17 protein-coding genes, 1 tRNA gene and 1 pseudogene are annotated in these 18,390 nt (G+C 61.3%); 13 read left to right on the plus strand and 6 right to left on the minus strand.

The window, feature by feature from the left end:
* Positions 1–85 precede the first annotated feature (85 nt).
* The 5 genes from P0D96_RS24700 to acs form a co-directional block, all read right to left on the minus strand.
* Positions 86–1,903 carry a site-specific integrase gene (locus P0D96_RS24700; protein WP_408315886.1) on the minus strand — a complete coding sequence of 606 codons (1,818 nt, stop codon included), beginning with the start codon at positions 1,901–1,903 and terminating at the stop codon, positions 86–88.
* 100 nt (positions 1,904–2,003) lie between these two features.
* Positions 2,004–2,094, minus strand: a tRNA-Ser gene (locus tag P0D96_RS24705).
* Positions 2,095–2,154: 60 nt separating this feature from the next.
* The gene (locus P0D96_RS24710; RefSeq protein WP_408182072.1) at positions 2,155–4,173 is read right to left on the minus strand and encodes a sodium:solute symporter family protein; all 2,019 of its coding nucleotides are present in this window, start codon (positions 4,171–4,173) and stop codon (positions 2,155–2,157) included.
* A gap of 4 nt (positions 4,174–4,177) precedes the next feature.
* Complete coding sequence (locus P0D96_RS24715) at positions 4,178–4,546, minus strand: DUF4212 domain-containing protein (protein WP_408315889.1); 369 nt, start codon at positions 4,544–4,546, stop codon at positions 4,178–4,180.
* A gap of 148 nt (positions 4,547–4,694) precedes the next feature.
* Positions 4,695–6,677 carry an acetate--CoA ligase gene (gene acs / locus P0D96_RS24720; protein ID WP_408315892.1) on the minus strand — a complete coding sequence of 661 codons (1,983 nt, stop codon included), beginning with the start codon at positions 6,675–6,677 and terminating at the stop codon, positions 4,695–4,697.
* Between the two features lie 474 nt (positions 6,678–7,151).
* On the opposite strand from acs, the pseudogene P0D96_RS24725 reads away from it, so the two are divergent.
* From P0D96_RS24725 to P0D96_RS24765, 9 genes and pseudogenes are all read left to right on the plus strand, one after another.
* A pseudogene (locus P0D96_RS24725) lies at positions 7,152–7,607 on the plus strand (DMT family transporter); the annotation flags it as partial.
* Between the two features lie 288 nt (positions 7,608–7,895).
* Positions 7,896–8,507, plus strand: a complete 612-nt coding sequence (locus P0D96_RS24730) for a TIGR00645 family protein (RefSeq protein WP_132375194.1) — start codon at positions 7,896–7,898, stop codon at positions 8,505–8,507.
* A gap of 55 nt (positions 8,508–8,562) precedes the next feature.
* A complete protein-coding gene (locus P0D96_RS24735; RefSeq protein WP_012432444.1) occupies positions 8,563–10,086 on the plus strand; it encodes a fumarate hydratase in 1,524 nt (507 codons plus the stop codon).
* Positions 10,087–10,278: 192 nt separating this feature from the next.
* Positions 10,279–10,758: a bacterioferritin gene (gene bfr, locus P0D96_RS24740; protein WP_132375196.1), complete on the plus strand. Its 480-nt coding sequence runs from the start codon at positions 10,279–10,281 to the stop codon at positions 10,756–10,758.
* 144 nt (positions 10,759–10,902) lie between these two features.
* Complete coding sequence (gene murI / locus P0D96_RS24745; protein WP_408280044.1) at positions 10,903–11,790, plus strand: glutamate racemase; 888 nt, start codon at positions 10,903–10,905, stop codon at positions 11,788–11,790.
* Positions 11,791–12,005: 215 nt separating this feature from the next.
* Entirely contained in the window at positions 12,006–12,242 is a 237-nt protein-coding gene (locus tag P0D96_RS24750; RefSeq protein WP_012432441.1) for a (2Fe-2S)-binding protein, read from the plus strand.
* 248 nt (positions 12,243–12,490) lie between these two features.
* Complete coding sequence (locus tag P0D96_RS24755; RefSeq protein ID WP_132375198.1) at positions 12,491–13,228, plus strand: energy transducer TonB; 738 nt, start codon at positions 12,491–12,493, stop codon at positions 13,226–13,228.
* A gap of 26 nt (positions 13,229–13,254) precedes the next feature.
* Complete coding sequence (locus tag P0D96_RS24760) at positions 13,255–13,986, plus strand: MotA/TolQ/ExbB proton channel family protein (RefSeq protein ID WP_106285023.1); 732 nt, start codon at positions 13,255–13,257, stop codon at positions 13,984–13,986.
* Positions 13,987–14,002: 16 nt separating this feature from the next.
* Positions 14,003–14,422, plus strand: coding sequence for an ExbD/TolR family protein (locus P0D96_RS24765; RefSeq protein WP_132375200.1), 420 nt, complete (start codon positions 14,003–14,005; stop codon positions 14,420–14,422).
* A 354-nt stretch (positions 14,423–14,776) separates the two neighbouring features.
* Here P0D96_RS24765 and P0D96_RS24770 read toward each other — a convergent pair whose 3' ends face one another.
* Positions 14,777–15,766: a LysR family transcriptional regulator gene (locus P0D96_RS24770; RefSeq protein WP_408315895.1), complete on the minus strand. Its 990-nt coding sequence runs from the start codon at positions 15,764–15,766 to the stop codon at positions 14,777–14,779.
* Between the two features lie 122 nt (positions 15,767–15,888).
* Here P0D96_RS24770 and P0D96_RS24775 point away from each other — a divergent pair, with 122 nt between their 5' ends.
* The 4 genes from P0D96_RS24775 (at position 15,889) to P0D96_RS24790 (ending at position 18,293) form a co-directional block, all read left to right on the plus strand.
* Entirely contained in the window at positions 15,889–16,767 is an 879-nt protein-coding gene (locus tag P0D96_RS24775; protein ID WP_408315898.1) for a pirin family protein, read from the plus strand.
* A gap of 155 nt (positions 16,768–16,922) precedes the next feature.
* Positions 16,923–17,321, plus strand: a complete 399-nt coding sequence (locus P0D96_RS24780) for an OsmC family protein (RefSeq protein ID WP_408182080.1) — start codon at positions 16,923–16,925, stop codon at positions 17,319–17,321.
* 24 nt (positions 17,322–17,345) lie between these two features.
* On the plus strand, positions 17,346–17,828 hold the full coding sequence (locus P0D96_RS24785; protein ID WP_408182081.1) for an SRPBCC family protein: 483 nt from the start codon (positions 17,346–17,348) through the stop codon (positions 17,826–17,828).
* 198 nt (positions 17,829–18,026) lie between these two features.
* A complete protein-coding gene (locus P0D96_RS24790; RefSeq protein WP_408182082.1) occupies positions 18,027–18,293 on the plus strand; it encodes a hemin uptake protein HemP in 267 nt (88 codons plus the stop codon).
* Positions 18,294–18,390: the final 97 nt, after the last annotated feature.

An 18,390-nucleotide genomic window follows, 5' to 3' on the forward strand; every position in this document is an offset into this window, starting at 1 on the left:
TTCGAAGGCTAGACCAAGTCTTTTCTTCAGGGTGCCGGAATATATAGGATTGACCCGTCACGCGCCGCCAGTCGGTGGAATGCGCCTACGCGCCTGGCGGCCCGTAGAGTTTCACCCACTCAGTCCATCGAACCGGCCAGTTGACGCCTTTGAACTTAAGCTGGTCAAGAAAGCCCTTGATGTCGACGACATCGTAGCCTTCACCGTAGTTGGCACCTGAGCCTTCCTCATCTTCGGTCGTCGCACGACCCGCAATCCGAAAATACATCCCTGGTGGCCAGGCACTTTGAGCTTTGGAAGCTTGCGCCTGGGCACGTCTGCGCTCGTCTTCCCATGCATGACGCAGGCCATATTGCACGATATCAAGCTCCAGGCGCTTGTGGAGGAAGTCGTTGAACCGCTTGCTAAATGCATCGCTATTGTTCTTGCCTCTCGGTAACTCCGGGAAGAGCCAGCCGGTTGCGGCTCCTCTCTGACGTGAAGCGACAAACTCCGCCCAGCCGAGGTCAAGAAGCGTCTGGTGTACTGGAAGCCAGCGTTGTGACGCACTCGATTTCACACTCTTCCGTCGCAAAAGCGGGCGACGTCCATCATCACCTTCTTCAATTTCAATTACTTCTTCTACGCGAAGAGCGGGCGTACCATCGATATTCCCTACATCGGAGATTTCAAGTTGACAGGCTTCCTCCGGCCGCAGGTTTTGAAACAACTCGAGCAGGGGCACCCAATAACGTGCGTTTCCCGTGATTGCTTTGCTCTGCCCGATGTCGCGCGCCTTGCTTGTGTACCAAGGAGAGGCAAACAGCGCATTCAGTTCCGCTGTCGAGAATGGCCGACGCTTCTTTTGTTTCAGTTTGCGCTCGGACTTCGAAAGCTTCGGCTTGCTGACGTCAACAGTCGGGTTCGTGTCGATTAGGTTGACCGACGCGGCATAGCCGAATATCGCGCGCAGCGCTGGGAGATAACCAGCGTTGGCCGTCTTCTCAGAGAGACTGCCTCCGTACACACTGTGCTCAAGGAAACGCGTAACGTGTACTTTCGAAACGATGCGACTCGGAATATCGTGCACAAATTCGATAAATACTTGAAACCGGGACGAATACAGCTCCACCGTGTCAGGCTTTAAATGACGGCTACGATTATCCCGCCACTCTTTTAGCAGATAGCCCAGCTTGTGCGAACCCGCTGCAGGTGTAACGCCAGCGAAACCATCCGCTTCGCTCGGGTCTCCTGCACGTCCACTCTGGATGGCTTTGTATGACCGTCGGTCTGCAATGGCGAAGTTGCGCACGAACGCTACGAACATCGGGTCATCGACGTTCACCGCATAGTCAAGAACCGCTGCAAAATCAACTGCTTCAGCGGCTACGTCATCGAAATCGGAACTGTTCCGCCCGCTCTCGATGACACTGCGCAAACGCGGCTCCCACTCAAGGAAGTGCTCAGACAAACTATTGTGCTTGACGACGCCCGGGGGCAGGTCGCGTTTCATAATATCGTTTTGCCTGCCAACCGTATTCTCGCCCACAGACGAGACATCGCTCGTTTTGCCTTTCACTTCGTGCTCGAACCCCTCGAATGACACGCCGTTCGCATCGTCCTCGGCGCTCCACATCGTTGCCTCACGGCGAGCACGGGAGAGTTCCTCTATCAAATCAGGGCTGAGAACGACGGGACGCGGAGCAGGCTCCGGCGATTCACTCGCAGGCTCTGCTGGGGGCAACAACGGCGCACACCACTCCGCGACCAGACGTAGGGCTTCCTGGCGAGCGAGGTCCTTGTCGGTCTGTTTCGTGGACACGCGCTTGCGTTTGCCCAGTTGCGCCTGCAACGGTTCGGGCACGATGAAGCTGAGCCAGTAATATGGCGACTTTCCGTCTTTACGCTTGAAGAGGTAGAGCATCGAGTCATCAATCAGTTTGGCACACCATTTCGGCACACCAGCCTGCTGTAACCCTTTGATTGACAGAGATATCCTTTGCATCAAGGGATTATCTCAGAAGTGGCGGAGAGAGGGGGATTCGAACCCCCGATAGGCTATTAACCTATACACGCTTTCCAGGCGTGCGACTTAAACCGCTCATCCATCTCTCCGGCGGGGAGCCGAATTATAGCAAACTTCGCGCCCTGCGCCAGACCCACGCGCAAACCGGCCTAAGGATGCCGGATATAGTCCACCAACGCCCGCGTGTAAGCGTCCGGTTTGCGGTCGGCCAGACTCACGCCGATCGCCACCAGAAAGCCCGCCGGCACGCCGAATACGCCGGAGCTGATCGGCTCGATCCCGAACCACCGCGCGCCGGCGAAGCCCGTCATTTGCGTGAAGAATGGATACGTGGAGACGATGTAGTAGATGCACACCACCAGCCCCGCCACCATACCCGCCACCGCGCCGAGCCGCGTGGTGCGCTTCCAGAACACGCCCAGCACCAGCACCGGAAACAGGCTCGAAGCCGCCAGCGAAAACGCCGCGCCCACCAGAAACAGAATGTTCCCCGTATTCAGCGACGCCACATACGAGGCAAACAGCGCGACCCCCAGCAACAGAATCTTCGAGATCGTCACGCGCCGCTGGCTCGACGCGTTCGGATCGACCATGTGGTAGTACACATCGTGCGACAAGGCATTGGCGATGGTGAGCAGCAAACCATCCGCGGTGGAGAGCGCCGCGGCCAGCGCGCCCGCCGCGATCAGCCCCGACATCACATACGGCAGCCCCGCGATCTCCGGCGCGGCAAGCACGACCATGTCGGGCTGCATCTGAATCTCGCTCCAACGCACGATGCCGTCGCCGTTCGTATCGGCGAGGCTGATCAGGCTCGGCTCCACCTTTCGCCATTGCATGAGCCACTGTGGCAGATCCGAGAAATGATGGCCAACGAGGTTGGTCAATATCTCGTACTTGATCAGCACCGCCAGCACCGGCACTGTCAGATAGAACAGCGCGACGAAAAAGAGCGTCCATCCGACAGAGCGTCGCGCCGAAGCCACCGACGTGGTCGTGTTATAGCGCGTCAGGATATGCGGCAGGCTCGCCGTGCCGAGCGACAGGCAAAGCAGCAGCGAAAGAAAATTGCGTTCATGGGTGCGCCGGTCTTCATCGTTCACGGCGGGGAACGGCTCATGCATCGGCACGGGTGCGGCGGCGCGCATCAGCATTTCATCGCGTCGCTGGGTCCAGACGATCTGCGCGGCGGCGGCATCGCGTGGAAACTGTTCGAGCGCCCGCTCGCGCTCGTTGATCTCGCGCAGCGGGCCGTTATGGCGGCGTAGATCGGCGACCTCTTGCGTGAGACGCAGCTTCTCGTCGACGAACGATTGCGGCAACGTGTCGAGCCGCATCTGCATCAACGCGGCACGGCGTCGATAATCGTCGCGCACGGTCTGCTCGAGCGGCGCGTCGCGCACCTGCTTCTCGAGGCCTTCGACACGCTCCATCAAACGGCCGTAGTTGAATTGCGGCACCCAGCCCAGGCCGTCCTTGTGCGCGATCATCGACACGGGAATCAGAATCGCCGCGATCAGGATGATGTACTGCGCGACCTGCGTCCACGTCACGGCGCGCATGCCGCCGAGAAACGAACACACGAGAATGCCAGCGAGTCCGCAGAAGATGCCGACGGCGAAATCCACGCCGATAAAGCGCGTCGCGATCAGGCCGACGCCCTGGATCTGCGCGACCAGATAAACGAACGAGCACAGGATCGCCGCCAGCGCCGCAAGGCCGCGCACGGCGTTGCTCGAAAAACGCGTGCCGAGAAAATCGGGAATCGTGTAGCGCGCGAGCTTGCGCACATACGGCGCGAGCAGGAACGCAACGAGGCAATAGCCGCCGGTCCAGCCCATCAGATACGCGAGACCGTCATATCCGGTCGCATAGATCGACCCGGCGAGGCCGATGAACGAGGCCGCCGAAAGCCAGTCGGCCGCCGTCGCCATGCCGTTGAAGGCGGACGGCACGCGCCGCCCCGCCACGTAGTATTCGACCAGGTCGGAAGTCCGCGATAGTAGACCGATCACCGCATACACCGCGATTGGCACGAACAGAAACACATAGCCGATCCACACACCGGGACCGGTGGTGCGCTCGATGCGCCACATCACGTAGATGAAAAGCAGAAAGCCGAGTGTGTAAAGGGCGTAGTAGCGGATCAGCCGGTTCGTGAGCTTCATCGGCTCAGTTTCCGAGCGCGGTGAGTGCGTCGGCAACGGCGCTGGCGTCCGCTTCCAAAGCGCGTTGCAGCCGGCGGTCGGCGCGCTGCATCAGCACGATATAGACGACGATGAGCGCCAGATAGATCAGGATCGCGCCCTGCGCGCCGAAATAGAACGGTAACCTGAAGCCGCCGACGCGCACCTGCGCCAAAGCCGGCGCCATCAATGGCAGGACGAACGACACGATGAAGCCCAAGGTCATCAACGTCGCAATCAAGGCGAGGTTGAAACGCCAGTACTTTTGATGCGCGCGCGCCATCGCTGCCGAGACCGCGGGCGGTTCGGGCGGCGGATTGAGCGTAGCGTGAGAGGAGTGGTGCGGCGCGGCCATGCGCCTATGTATCAAAAAGCCACCGGGCAGGCAATCGGGATTGACCGCGCGGTGGCTTCAACAACGTGGCTTCTGTAGTGAATATCTGCGTCGAAGCAAGAGTGTGTCGTTCGACACGCTCTTGCCGTTCACACGGACAAACCCTGGCTCAGAGCGACTCGCCGAGCTGATCGAGAATCGCCGGGTTCTCCAGCGTCGACACGTCCTGCGTGATTTCCTCGCCCTTCGCGAGCGAGCGCAACAGGCGGCGCATGATCTTGCCCGAGCGCGTCTTCGGCAGGTTCTCGCCGAAGCGGATGTCCTTCGGCTTGGCGATCGGACCGATCTCCTTGCCGACCCAGTTGCGCAGTTCGTTGGCGAGCTTCACCGCTTCCTCGCCTTCCGGACGCGCCCGTTTCAGCACGACGAACGCGCACACGGCTTCGCCGGTGGTCGCATCGGGGCGTCCCACCACAGCGGCTTCCGCGACGAGCGGGTTCGACACCAGCGCCGACTCGATCTCCATCGTGCCGAGCCGGTGACCCGACACGTTCAGCACGTCGTCGATACGTCCCATGATCGTGAAGTAGCCGGTGTCCTTGTCGCGCACGGCGCCGTCGCCTGCAAGGTACAACTTGCCGCCGAGTTCTTCGGGGAAGTAGCTCTTCTTGTAGCGGTCCGGATCGCCCCACACGTTACGCAGCATCGACGGCCACGGACGCTTCATCACCAGAATGCCGCCCTGCCCGTTCGGCACGTCTTGGCCGGTTTCGTCGACGACCGCGGCCATGATGCCCGGCAGCGGCAGCGTGCACGAACCCGGCACCAAAGGCGTCGCGCCCGGCAGCGGCGTGATCATGTGGCCGCCGGTTTCGGTTTGCCACCACGTATCGACGATCGGGCAACGGCTGCCGCCGACGTTCTCGTAATACCAGATCCACGCTTCCGGATTGATCGGCTCGCCGACCGTGCCGATGATGCGCAGCGTCGACAGATCGTAACTCTTCGGGTGCACCTTCTCATCGGCGTCGGCAGCCTTGATCAGCGAGCGGATCGCGGTCGGCGCCGTATAGAACAGCGAGACCTTGTGCTTGGCGATCATGTCCCAGAAGCGGCCGGCGTTCGGATAGGTCGGCACGCCTTCGAACACGACCTGCGTGCCGCCAAGCGTCAACGGACCATACGTGATGTAGCTATGGCCGGTGATCCAGCCGATGTCGGCGGTACACCAGAACACGTCGGAGGGCTTCCAGTCGAAGGTCCACTTCAGGGTCTGCGCCGCCCACAGCAGATAGCCGCCGGTGCTGTGCTGCACGCCCTTCGGCTTACCCGTCGAACCCGACGTGTACAGGATGAACAAAGGATGCTCGGCGCCGACCCACTCGGGCGCGCATTGATCCGATTCGCCTTGCGTGACCTCGTGCATCCACAGATCGCGGCCTTCGTTCCAAGCGACCTTGCCGCCGGTGCGCTGGTACACGATCAGGCTCGTGACTGCTTCGCAGCCGCCCATCGCAAGCGCTTCGTCGGCGATGTTTTTCAGCGGCAATGCTTTGCCGCCGCGCATCTGTTCGTCGGACGTGACGAGCGCGACCGCGCCCACGTCCACCAGCCGCTCATTGAGCGACTTCGACGAGAAGCCGCCGAACACCACCGAATGCGTCGCGCCGATCCGCGCACAAGCCTGCATCGCGACGATGCCTTCGATCGACATGGGCATATAGATCACCACGCGGTCGCCCTTCTTCACGCCGCGCTTCTTCAACGCGTTCGCAAAGCGCGAGACACGTTGCAGCAGATCCTGATAGGTGACGTTGGTGACGGTGCCGTCGTCGGCTTCGAAGATGATCGCGACGCGCTCGCCGTTGCCAGCTTCGACATGACGGTCGATGCTGTTATACGAGGCGTTGATCTGGCCGTCTTCGAACCACGTGTAGAACGGCGCATTCGACTCGTCGAGCACCTTGGTGAAGGGTGTGTTCCAGCTTAGCGTCTCGCGAGCGAGGCGCCCCCAGAAGCCTTCGTAATCGCGCTCCGCCTCGGCGGCCAGCGCCCGGTACGCGTCCATGCCGGAGATCGCGGCGCCTGCCGCTGCTTCAGCGGAGGGCGGGAAAACACGGCGTTCGTGAAGAACCGATTCAATCGCAGACATCGACAACCCCTTGGTGAAGATGAAACGTAAAACCTGTGCCAGCGCGCGTCTGGCGCGCCATGTCTTGTTGACGCCGCAACGAGCGGCGCGCTGTCTCCAACCCTCGCGCGTCGTTTCACCGATCATCGCGCCACGGCCCGTCACTCTGCAACGACCACTCATGCGGCACTGCAACATGAGTGTGCGCCGGACGACGTTCCGCTCTCACGCTCAAACATAAGCGCTGCAACTTACCGGCCACTTACGCGCATGGCGCCGGACTGCCAGCGAAAACCCTAACGCGGCTCATGTGACGCCAGCGGCGCATGAAGATGCAGCGCGAGGCAACGCATGCTACGCGCTCCGTGACGAACATGTGCTTGACCCGCCACCTATATCGTCGAGCATCCTGCATGCCGCGACACCAGGCGCGCCGTTACGCTGGCTCGCACGGCCTCTTACAATGCTAACTGAACTAGCCGCCTGGATTCCAGCCTGAATCGTTACTCCCTGCTTCTCATTACCTCGATGCTGCTGGTCGGCAGCAATGTCGGAATTGGTAAATCGATCGTCGACTTTGTCCCCGTCCCTCTGCTCGCGCTGCTGCACTTCGTGATCGCGATGGCAGTACTGTGGCCGCTTGTGCGCGTGTCAAGACTGCGCCACGTGAAGCGCGATGAATGGTTCAATCTGTTCCTACAGGCACTGTTCGGCACCTTCGGGTTTACGCTGCTGATGCTGGGCGGCGTGCAACGCACGAGCGCGGTCGCGGCCGGTGGCATCACGAGCACGATCCCCGCGGTCGTCGCGCTGCTCTCGTGGCTCATCCTCAAAGAGCGTCCGAACGGTCGGGCACTCGCGTCGATCGCGCTGGCAATCGTCGGCGTGGTTGTCATCCATCTCGCTCACGTGGATCAGAGCGCGGCCGGCGAGACATCGTTCACGGGCAATGCCGCCGGTGGCGTCGTGAGCCCTGAAGCCTGAACGCGCGAGCCGCAATTCGCCACGCGCGCCGCGTGTCGGGCGCCGCCAACCTGCCCGCCGCAACGCAGCAAATTCACCCGACGCTGTACAATAGCGCGCCTGACGCGAGCTTTTCCGGCCTCCCTTGGCCGTGCACCGCGCCGTCTGCGCCTGGTTTGCGTGCCTGATTCGCGTGCGTGCTGAGGAGTATTGCGCGTGCCGGGTCGGCGCATTTGGTCCATGTTCCGTCACCTGCGTTTCATCTGACTCTTGCCCATGTCCGCTCCGCGATCCGACTCCGCCCATCAGCGCCGCCCGATGCGCCCGGTCCCTGCCATCATTTTCATGAGCCGCTGGCTGCAGTTGCCGCTCTATCTGGGCCTGATCGTCGCCCAGGGCGTCTACGTCGTGCTGTTCCTCAAGGAAGTCTGGCATCTCGTCACGGCCTCCATGACGCTCGACGAAACCAACATCATGCTGGTCGTGCTCGGCCTGATCGACGTGGTCATGATCTCGAACCTGCTGATCATGGTGATCATCGGCGGGTATGAAACGTTCGTGTCGCGCCTGGGCGTCGAGGGTCACCCGGACGAACCGGAATGGCTCGACCACGTGAACGCGGGCGTGCTCAAAGTCAAATTGTCGATGGCGCTGATCAGCATCTCGTCGATCCATCTGCTGAAGACCTTCATAAGCCCCGATCAGAACACGACGCATACGATCATGTGGCAAGTGATCATCCACGTCGCGTTCCTCGTCTCGGCGCTCGTGATGGCACTGGTCGACCGCCTCACTACGCATACGCATCCCAAGCATTTCGAAGAGCCCACGGTGCTGCACGCCGTGGGTGCCGTTAAAGGTTCCACTCCCCTGAAGGCGCACGACTGACCCGCACTGCCCCGCGTGTCTGAAAACAAGCGCCACTGTCCCCACTGAGCTAGCCATGACCGTCATCAAACAGGAAGATCTGATTCAGAGCATTGCTGATTCGCTTCAGTACATCAGCTACTACCACCCGCTCGATTACATCCAGGCCTTGGGCCGCGCCTACGAGCTCGAACAGAGCCCGGCCGCGAAGGATGCCATCGCGCAGATTCTCACCAACAGCCGCATGTGCGCCGAAGGCAAGCGCCCGATCTGCCAGGACACCGGCATCGTCACGGTGTTCGTGAAGGTCGGTATGGACGTGCGTTGGGACGGTGCGACGATGGGCGTCACCGACATGATCAACGAAGGCGTGCGCCGTGGTTACCTGAACCCGGACAACGTGCTGCGCGCGTCGATCGTGAGCCCGCCGGAAGGCGGCCGCAAGAACACCAAAGACAACACGCCGGCCGTGATCCACTACGAGATCGTGCCGGGCAATACGGTCGACGTGCAGGTCGCCGCCAAGGGCGGCGGCTCGGAAAACAAGTCGAAGTTCGCGATGCTGAATCCGTCGGATTCGATCGTCGACTGGATTCTGAAGACCGTGCCGACCATGGGTGCGGGCTGGTGCCCGCCGGGCATGCTCGGCATCGGCATCGGCGGCACCGCTGAGAAAGCGATGGTGATGGCGAAGGAATCGCTGATGGATCCGATCGACATTCAGGACGTGATCGCACGCGGCCCGAAAGACTGGATCGAAGAACTGCGCGTTGAATTGCACGAGAAGGTCAATGCGCTCGGGATCGGCGCGCAAGGTCTCGGCGGTCTCGCCACCGTGCTCGACGTGAAGATCATGGCCGCGCCGACGCACGCCGCGTCCAAGCCGATCGCGATCATCCCGAACTGCGCGGCTACGCGTCACGCGCACTTCACGCTGGACGGTTCCGGCGTCGCCAAGCTCGAAGCGCCGTCGCTCGACGCATGGCCGAAGGTGCAGTGGGAGCCGGACACCGAGAAGAGCAAGCGCGTCGATCTGAACACGCTCACGCCGGAAGAAGTCGCTGCGTGGACGCCGGGCCAGACGCTGCTGCTGTCGGGCAAGATGTTGACGGGCCGGGACGCGGCCCACAAGCGCATCGCTGACATGCTCGCCAAGGGCGAGAAGCTGCCGGTCGACTTCACGAACCGCGTGATCTACTACGTCGGCCCGGTCGATCCGGTGCGCGATGAAGCCGTCGGCCCCGCAGGCCCGACCACGGCAACGCGCATGGACAAGTTCACCGAGACGATGCTGTCGCAGACCGGCCTGATCTCGATGATCGGCAAAGCGGAGCGCGGCCCCGTCGCCATCGAGGCGATCAAGAAGCACAAGGCCGCGTATCTGATGGCCGTGGGTGGCGCGGCGTATCTCGTCTCGAAGGCGATTCGCAGCGCGAAGGTTCTCGCGTTCGAAGACCTCGGCATGGAAGCGATCTACGAGTTCGACGTGCAGGACATGCCGGTGACGGTGGCTGTCGATTCGAACGGCACTTCCGTTCATCAGACCGGCCCGAAAGAATGGCAAGCAAAGATCGGCAAGATTCCGGTCGCGACGGTTTGATTGGTATTGACATCCACTGAGTAATTCAAAGCCGGGGCCTGAAACCCCGGCTTTTTTTATGATGAAATGAGAACGGTACGCATCACGCGAAAAACCCTCTAAAATCAGGCGAAAAACTGATTTTTTGGCTTGGCTTTTTGCGTTTCGCCGTTTATTGTTCTGGGAAATTCAAAGCCCCTACAAGGACACACCATGCAAGGCGACAAAAAGGTCATCGAATATCTCAACTCGCAGTTGAAAAACGAACTGACCGCCATCAATCAGTACTTCCTGCATGCGCGGATGTATAAACACTGGGGCCTCGAGAAACTCGGCAAGCATGAATACGATGAATCGATCGGCGAAATGAAGCACGCCGACTGGCTCATCGAACGTATTTTCATGCTCGACGGTCTGCCGAATCTGCAAGACCTGCACAAGCTGCTGATCGGTGAGGAAACGAAAGAAATCCTCGAATGCGATTTGAAGCTCGAACAGATTTCGCAGAGCACCTGTAAAGAAGCCATCGCATATTGCGAAACGGTTCGCGATTTCATCTCGCGTGAAATCTTCACGAAGATTCTCGACGACACCGAAGAGCATATCGACTGGCTCGAAACGCAAATCGACCTGATCGGCAAGGTCGGCATCCAGAACTACCAGCAATCCGCAATGGGCTCGGTCGAGTCCTGATCGAACCAGGTTGCAACCGTCCGCGCGCCCGTTCATGGGTCAGCTTATTTGCGATGGCCCTGGCCGCGCGGACGATATACTTGCGCACTTTCCTGTTTTTCCGAGTTTCCCTTGAGTGCTGTGCCGCACGCGTCCTCTTCGCCTATGCCCGCAGAATCACCGTCCATGAATGCAAGAATGTTCACGTCTGGCGCCGGATCGCGCGCACCGGTCGGCATTTTCGATTCGGGGCTCGGCGGTTTGTCGGTGTTGCGGGCGGTCCGGGCACAACTGCCTGACGAAGCGATTCTGTACGTCGCCGACTCGCTCTACGCCCCGTACGGCGAGCGCGACGACGACTTCATCGCCGACCGCACGCTTGCGATCGGCGAATGGCTGGTCAAACAAGGCGCAAAGGCGCTGGTGGTCGCCTGCAATACAGCAACCGCGCAGTCGATCGCGCTGGTTCGCGAAAAGCTGCCTATTCCGCTGGTCGGCGTCGAACCTGGCGTCAAACCCGCCGCGCTCCAGTCGAAAACGCGTGTCGCCGGCGTGCTCGCCACGCAAGTGACGCTGCGCAGCGCCCGCTTCCAGGCGCTGCTCGAACGCTACGCCGCGGATTGCCGCTTTCTTTGCCAGCCTGGCCACGGGCTCGTGCAGGCCGTGGAACGCTGCGACGTCGGCTCCGCCGAATTGCGGGCGCTGCTGCGCGGCTACCTGCAACCCATGCTCGACGCCGGCGCGGATACGCTGGTGCTCGGCTGCACGCACTACCCGTTTCTGGATGCGGCGATTCGCGACATCGTCGGCGAACGGCTGATGCTGATCGACACGAGCGTCGCTATCGCGCGCCAACTGGAACGAGTGCTCGACCAGCACGGTTTGCGCGCGGCGCCCGAAAACACGACCACTGTTCTGCCCCGCTTTTATTCGACCGGCGACGGCTCGCATCAGCAGCAGCTGGCCGCGACCCTGTTGCATATCGACGCCACCGTCGAACAGGTGTCGATCCCCTCGCGCCGCACGGCAGCGCCGGACTCCCAAGCCGCATAAACTGCCACCCAAGCGCCGTTTTTGGCCCGTTGCGCGGCCTTCTGTGCGCTTTTTAGGCGCTTTTCCGCGCCGCCCGCCGCTGGCACCAGATTCCGTCTCATAGACGAAACCCTTCTAAGAGTCTGGTTTTGTTACAAAAAATCAAGCAGGACGCTTGCCAAACGGACCAAACAAAATGATAATAATTCGCATTAACGTTAGCTATGACGCCCGCCATGATTGTCTGTGTCTGCAAGTCTGTTTCTGACCGAAAGATCCGTGCTTCGATCGAGGAAGGCATGGATTCGTTTGACGAGCTTCAGTTCGAGCTCGGCGTTGCATCCTGCTGTGGCAAGTGCGCCGACTCCGTGCGCGACGTCATGATGAAAAGCGGCGTCTGCGCGAGCCGTTGTGGTTTCGAGCATCACCCGCAAGCCGTACCGCTGACATTTTACGAACGCAAGGCCGCCTGAGCCAGGTTCCAGGGCGCGGTTCACGCCGCGCCTCGAGCGCTCCTGCCGTTTTCGCTGTTCAAGCGTTATCCCACTGCCGTCAGCAAGCCAGTATTCGTACCAGCCAGCTACCCGCTCACCCGTCACAGGAGTTCGAGATGGAATTGCTGATTGGTTTCGTGACTACTTTGTTCATTTCGCTGCTGATTTTTCGAACATGACGATGTCTTGTCTGACGCGCTGCATCGACTGCGCGCCACCACGCTAACATGCAGGCTTCGCATACCGCTTCAGCCGGCGCCATGCCGGCTTCGTCCACTCGCACGAACTCTCGCGTCCTGACCGCAACCGCCGTGGTTGCAGCGATTCACGTCGCGTTGCTTGCCGTCGTGATGACCTTGCGTCACGACCCCGTGCAGCCGGCCCTCGAATCGCACGTCATGACCGCGCAGTTGCTGCCGCCGGCGCCGGTTGCCGCGCCGGTCGCCATGCAGTCGATCGCGCCGCCGCCACCCACGCCGACGCCGCCGGTTCATACCAAGCCGAAGGTCCAACCGAAGCCGACTCCGACGCCCAAGCCAACGCCTACGCCTCTACCGGTGGCCGCCGCGCCGTCGCCGACGCCCGTGGCGGCGCCCGATCCGACGCCGCCCGCACCGGCTGCCCCCGTTGCGCCGCCCGCGCCTGCCGCGCCGGCGATCGGCCATCAGACGATGGAGATCAGCGCGCCTAAAAACGTCTCGCACCTCGACTGCAACATCGCCAAGCCCGAGTACCCGTCGCTCTCGAAGCGCCGCGGCGAAACCGGCACCGCGTACGTGAAGTTCGTGGTCGGCCTGACCGGCAAGCTCGAAAACATCGAATTGAAGAAGAGCAGCGGCTTCAGCCGCCTCGACGACGCCGCGCTCGCAGCCGTGCACGGGAGCGCCTGCAAGCCTTATCTCGAGAACGGCCAGCCGATTCGGGCCGCCTACACCCAGCCTTACGACTTCAATCTGAACGATTGAGGCAGATTTTAAAAAAAGGAATTGCAATGCAAAACTACGGACTGGCGCACGTCTGGGCGCAAGGGGATTTCGTGACGCGCGGAATCGCGCTCGCGCTGTTGATCATGTCGGTGATGTCGTGGAGCGTGATCGTCATCAAGGGCTGGAACGTGATGCGCCTGAACCGCCTCACGAAGAATGCCGAGCAGGCATTCTGGCATTCGGACGACCTCGCCGACGGCGTGAAGAAGCTCGGCGCCGGGTCGTCGACGCCGCAGGACAATCCGTTCCTCGCGCTGGCGCTGTCGGGCCAGGAAGCGGCCGATCATCATCATCAGACGCAGCCGCATCTGCACGACCGCATGGACGTGTCGGACTGGGTCACGCGCTGCCTGAAGGACACGATGGACGAAAGCGTCGCGCGCATGCAGAGCGGGCTCGCGATTCTCGCGTCGATCGGCAGCACGGCGCCGTTCGTCGGTCTGTTCGGCACGGTGTGGGGCATCTATCACGCGCTGCTAGCCATCGGCGCGAGCGGCCAGTCGTCGATCGATCAGGTGGCCGGTCCGGTCGGCGAAGCGTTGATCATGACCGCGTTCGGCCTCTTCGTCGCGATTCCGGCGGTGCTCGGCTACAACGCACTGACGCGCGCCAACAAGGCGGTGGTCGCCAAACTGAGCCGTTTTGCGCACGGCCTGCATGCATTCTTCGTGACGGGCGCACGCCTGTCGTCGTCCAAGCGCGGCGACGGCCTGCGTCTTGCCGCGCGCACGAACTGATCGACGAGGCACTCCGATGGCAATGAGCCCCTTCGCCGGCGACGATGACGACGGCCTGATGAACGAAATCAACATGACGCCGCTCGTCGACGTGATGTTGGTTCTCCTGATCGTCTTCATGGTGACGATTCCGGTGATTCGTCATGCGGTCAAAATCGATCTGCCGCACGCAAGCAGTCAGAAGGAAGACACCAAGCCCGCGCAAGTGACGGTCACGGTCGACGCGGACGGCAACGTCATGTGGGACGACAAGAAGCTCGACGACGCCGCACTGCGCGCGAAGATTGCAGAGGCCGCGCAAGCGAACCCGCAACCTGAGCTGCATCTGGATGCGGACCGCAAGGTTCCATACGAGAAAGTGGCGGAAGTGATGTCGGCGGCACAAGCCGGCGGCCTTACGAAGATCGGCTTCGTTACGCAACCGAAAGCCAGGTGACACAGTAAAAAGCCCTTGAAACAAGGGCCAAAAAGTAAAAGGCCTTCATCGTCAGATGAAGGCCTTTTTTTGTGCGCACTCGGCGCCTTCGGGCGGCGGGATCATTTGCCATCGTTCGAAGATTGATAGCTCGTCGAATCACCGCATGCGACAGCCGTGATCGACACGGACAGCGCGGTCAGCCCTATCAGGCCCGCTATGATAGCGGCCATGAGTTTCCGCATAAGAGACTCCTTAGCGAAGGGATTTCACTATAGGCCCGTCCGCGCGCGCATTCAAGCAAACGGCCATTGAAAGTACTCATGACAGGCCACGCTTAAATGCTAAAAGCGATGTTGCGGTCTGTAAGAAGTGCTATGGCGCAATTGCAAACATCGGCTGCGCGGCAACGACATTTACCTCGCGCGCGGGACACTCGCCCGCGATGTGTTTACCGTCGTCAGGATCGAGCATCTCAACCAGATAATCGACAAAGGCGCGCACGGCCGGCACCATCCCCTGCCGCGACACGAATACGGCGTACAACTGCGGCGTCGGAAACGTCCAGCCCGGCATAACCGGCGACAATTGGCCGGCTCGCAGCGCCGCGCCATACATCATCTCCGGCAGCGCGGCAATGCCGACGCCGGCGAGCACCGCTTCACGAATCGTCATCAGATCGGCGGTCACGAGGCGCGGCTCGTGTTCGTGTGCATGACGCGTGCCGTCGGGCGCGATCAGGTTGTAGACGTGGCGTCCGTCGCCGGTCGGCACGTCGAGCGTTTCGAAACCGTTCAGATCGGCTGGCAGCAATGGCGGCGCATTCTGTTGCAACATGCTCGGCGCGCCGACCAGCATCTGCTGCGTGCGCCACAGCGGCCGCACCACGATATTGGCGTTTTCCGGCGGATCCGAGCGCACTCGCAGCGCGACGTCGATCGAATCCTCGAACAGATCGACCACGCGGTTCGTCACGCGCATCACCACCCGCACTTCCGGATAGCGATGCATGAATTCGGGCAGGATCTGCGACAGGATGGTCTGCGAGATCGTGACCGGGACGCTGACGCGCACCGTGCCGCGCGGCGACGAGCGCAGTTGCTGGACAACGTTCACGGCCGCCTGCGCCTCGCTCAGCATCGCCTGGCAATGCTGGTAGAACAATTGCCCGGCTTCGGTCAGCGCCAGCTTGCGCGTGGATCGCTGCAACAGCCGCACGCCGAGCGACGCTTCCAGCTCGGTCAGACGGCGTGACAGGCGAGATTTGGAAATCCCCAGCACGCGTTCGGCGGCCGAAAACCCGCCGTGTTCGACAACCTGCGAAAAATACATCAGGTCATTCAGATTATGTGAATCGATCTTCATCTCATCGTTCCAGTAATAGAACAATCCATTGCGTGAGGGCGGCTGGCACCCCGGAAAACGGTCCCTATAATAGCTCCATGTTTCAAAAATAACGCTATTCCCCATTATTTGAGGTGACTTTGATGAGCACGACCCGCACGATCGAACGCACGTTCCCGGCCGTTCGCACGACCGAGGGTGGCGGCTTTATCGTCCACCGCCCGTTTCCGACCCGCCTGCTGATGGACTTCGATCCGTTCCTGCTGCTCGATGAAATGGGCCCGATCGACTACGCGCCGGGCGAGGCCAAAGGCGCGCCCGACCATCCGCATCGCGGCTTCGAAACGGTCACGTATGTGCTCGAGGGACAGTTCGGCCACAAAGATTCGGCCGGCCATTCCGGCACCCTGCACGCCGGCGATGTCCAATGGATGACCGCGGGCGCGGGCGTCGTGCACAGCGAGATGCCGGATCCGTCGTTCATCCGCACCGGCGGACGCGTGCACGGCCTGCAACTCTGGGTGAATCTGCCGCGGCGCGACAAGATGATCGAGCCGCGCTACCAGGAAATCCCGTCGTCGAGCATTCCCGTGGCGACCTCCGCGGACGGCAAAGTGCGCGTCAAGGTGATCGCCGGCGAGGCGCTCGGCGTCAAAGCGGCAATCGAAACGCGTACGCCGATCCTGTACCAGCATTTCTCGCTGCAACCGGGCGCGACGATCCGGCAGCCGGTGCCGGCCGACTATCGCGTGTTTGCCTATAGCCTGTCCGGCAAGGGCTTCTACGGTGAAGGCGAAGCGCGTCAGGAAATCGACGCGCAGAAAATGGTCGTGTTTCAGAACGATGGCGACTCCGTGACGCTCACGGCCGGTGCGGAGCCACTCGATGTGCTGCTGCTCGGCGGCGTGCCGCTGAAGGAGCCTGTGGTGCGCTACGGCCCGTTCGTGATGAATACGGAAGACGAGATTCGCCAGGCTGTCGTTGATTACCAGGCGGGGCGCATGGGCGCGATCACGCATTGAGTCGTCGACGGGCGCGGCACGGCCCGTCCGCGGCGCAACCCGAGGCGCGAAGGCCGGTAAATTCGTTCACAATAGCAATTCAGGCCGCGCGCCACGCCGTTCACTGATAACGGGCCGTGGCGCGCGGCGATTTCCGTCCCTGTTCAGGAGCGCGCATGGCAGAGTCCACCGTCACCGCACACATCGGTTCGACGAATTTCCAGGTTCTTTTCGACGACGGCACGCACACATGGCTTGCCGACGAACCCGAGTCGCTCGGCGGCGGTGATCGCGGGCCGACACCCGTCTCGCTGCTGCTGTCGAGCCTCGGTGCTTGCACGTCGATCACGCTGAAGATGTACGCCCAGCGCAAGGACTGGCCGCTCGCCGACGTGCGCGTGACGCTCTCGCTCGAAACCGGCGACGCGGGCACGACCATCGATCGCAGGATCGTGCTCGAAGGCGATCTGTCCGACGAACAGCGGGAACGGCTCTTGCAAATCGCCAATCAGTGCCCGGTTCACAAGATCCTCACGCATTCGATCACGATCCGTTCGGGGCTCGCCGTCGCTTAAACGCTTTCATAGGAAGCCGTCGTTTTGAATTTCGAACACCTTATCCAGATCAACGACCCGTTGAATCCGTTTGTCGAATCGATGACCCGCGAGCAGTTGTGGGAGGGTCTCGTGCTGCGTGCCGAACAGCCGCAACTGTTCGTGATGGGGCTCGATAGTTGCACGATTCTTTCGCGCGAAGGCAACGTCCTCGAACGGGAGTTGCACTATGGCCAGGCCACGGTGCGCGACCGCGTCACGCTGGAGGAGAGCCAGAGCGTGCGCTACGACATTCTGCCGACGGCCGATCACGTCGGCGGCTCGCTCACCATGACGATCGAGCAACCGGACGAACTGCAACTGTTCCTGCGCTTCGAGTACGCGACCACGCTGCCCGAATCGACCGATCCCGACGCGCATCAGACGCAGGAGATCGTGAAGTCGGCATATCGGGAGAACGATATCGATACCGTTCGGCTGATTCGCCAGTATGTGCAAACGAAACAGGAGCCCGGCACGCTGCATTGAATGTCGCGCGGGCACGCTGCTCGCCATTGAGCGCAAGACCGCCGAACGAGCTGGCGGTCTTGCTGCAAACTCCTCCGCCGTTCCGCCTCTCCTCCCCACAGACTATCGAAAATCAAATCCGATCAATTTCTCTTCCTTGTAAATGGGAATAGTTATCATTTAGAATTAATCCATCGAATCGACCAACAGCTAAAACGAATGACCGATCCCACGCGCCCTTCCACACTCAGCCTGCGCCGCCCGGCGGCCGCGCTGACCAGCCGCCCGAAAACGTCGACGGCAACGGCATCGGCAACCGGCCAGAAACCTGGCGCGGATCGGACTAACGGTTCGGGTGAGACGTCGGAGCGAGTCGTACGGAGCGACGCTCTGTTGCAAGGACATAGCCACGTCAGCATCGTGCATAACGGCGAGACCTATCAGTTGCGGGCAACGCGCTTAGGCAAGCTGATCCTGACGAAGTAGGAACGAATAGCAGTCAGTACCGGGTATTGTGGGGACCACCTCCCAGAGAGGTGTTGGGCAGTAGCCAGCCACGACGGCTTGCACGTGAGAACTAGAC

Origin of the sequence: Paraburkholderia sp. RL17-347-BIC-D (assembly GCF_046027915.1) — a bacterium.
GTDB lineage: Bacteria > Pseudomonadota > Gammaproteobacteria > Burkholderiales > Burkholderiaceae > Paraburkholderia.

Excerpts from the sequence above, each read along its gene's own strand:
- P0D96_RS24700 (WP_408315886.1), bottom strand. The coding sequence starts at position 1,903 with ATGCTCTACCTCTTCAAGCGTAAAGACGGAAAGTCGCCATATTACTGG.
- P0D96_RS24710 (WP_408182072.1), bottom strand. The coding sequence starts at position 4,173 with ATGAAGCTCACGAACCGGCTGATCCGCTACTACGCCCTTTACACACTC.
- P0D96_RS24715 (WP_408315889.1), bottom strand. The coding sequence starts at position 4,546 with ATGGCCGCGCCGCACCACTCCTCTCACGCTACGCTCAATCCGCCGCCC.
- acs (WP_408315892.1), bottom strand. The coding sequence starts at position 6,677 with ATGTCTGCGATTGAATCGGTTCTTCACGAACGCCGTGTTTTCCCGCCC.
- P0D96_RS24730 (WP_132375194.1), top strand. The coding sequence starts at position 7,896 with ATGTCCGCTCCGCGATCCGACTCCGCCCATCAGCGCCGCCCGATGCGC.
- P0D96_RS24735 (WP_012432444.1), top strand. The coding sequence starts at position 8,563 with ATGACCGTCATCAAACAGGAAGATCTGATTCAGAGCATTGCTGATTCG.
- bfr (WP_132375196.1), top strand. The coding sequence starts at position 10,279 with ATGCAAGGCGACAAAAAGGTCATCGAATATCTCAACTCGCAGTTGAAA.
- murI (WP_408280044.1), top strand. The coding sequence starts at position 10,903 with ATGCCCGCAGAATCACCGTCCATGAATGCAAGAATGTTCACGTCTGGC.
- P0D96_RS24750 (WP_012432441.1), top strand. The coding sequence starts at position 12,006 with ATGATTGTCTGTGTCTGCAAGTCTGTTTCTGACCGAAAGATCCGTGCT.
- P0D96_RS24755 (WP_132375198.1), top strand. The coding sequence starts at position 12,491 with ATGCAGGCTTCGCATACCGCTTCAGCCGGCGCCATGCCGGCTTCGTCC.
- P0D96_RS24760 (WP_106285023.1), top strand. The coding sequence starts at position 13,255 with ATGCAAAACTACGGACTGGCGCACGTCTGGGCGCAAGGGGATTTCGTG.
- P0D96_RS24765 (WP_132375200.1), top strand. The coding sequence starts at position 14,003 with ATGGCAATGAGCCCCTTCGCCGGCGACGATGACGACGGCCTGATGAAC.
- P0D96_RS24770 (WP_408315895.1), bottom strand. The coding sequence starts at position 15,766 with ATGAAGATCGATTCACATAATCTGAATGACCTGATGTATTTTTCGCAG.
- P0D96_RS24775 (WP_408315898.1), top strand. The coding sequence starts at position 15,889 with ATGAGCACGACCCGCACGATCGAACGCACGTTCCCGGCCGTTCGCACG.
- P0D96_RS24780 (WP_408182080.1), top strand. The coding sequence starts at position 16,923 with ATGGCAGAGTCCACCGTCACCGCACACATCGGTTCGACGAATTTCCAG.
- P0D96_RS24790 (WP_408182082.1), top strand. The coding sequence starts at position 18,027 with ATGACCGATCCCACGCGCCCTTCCACACTCAGCCTGCGCCGCCCGGCG.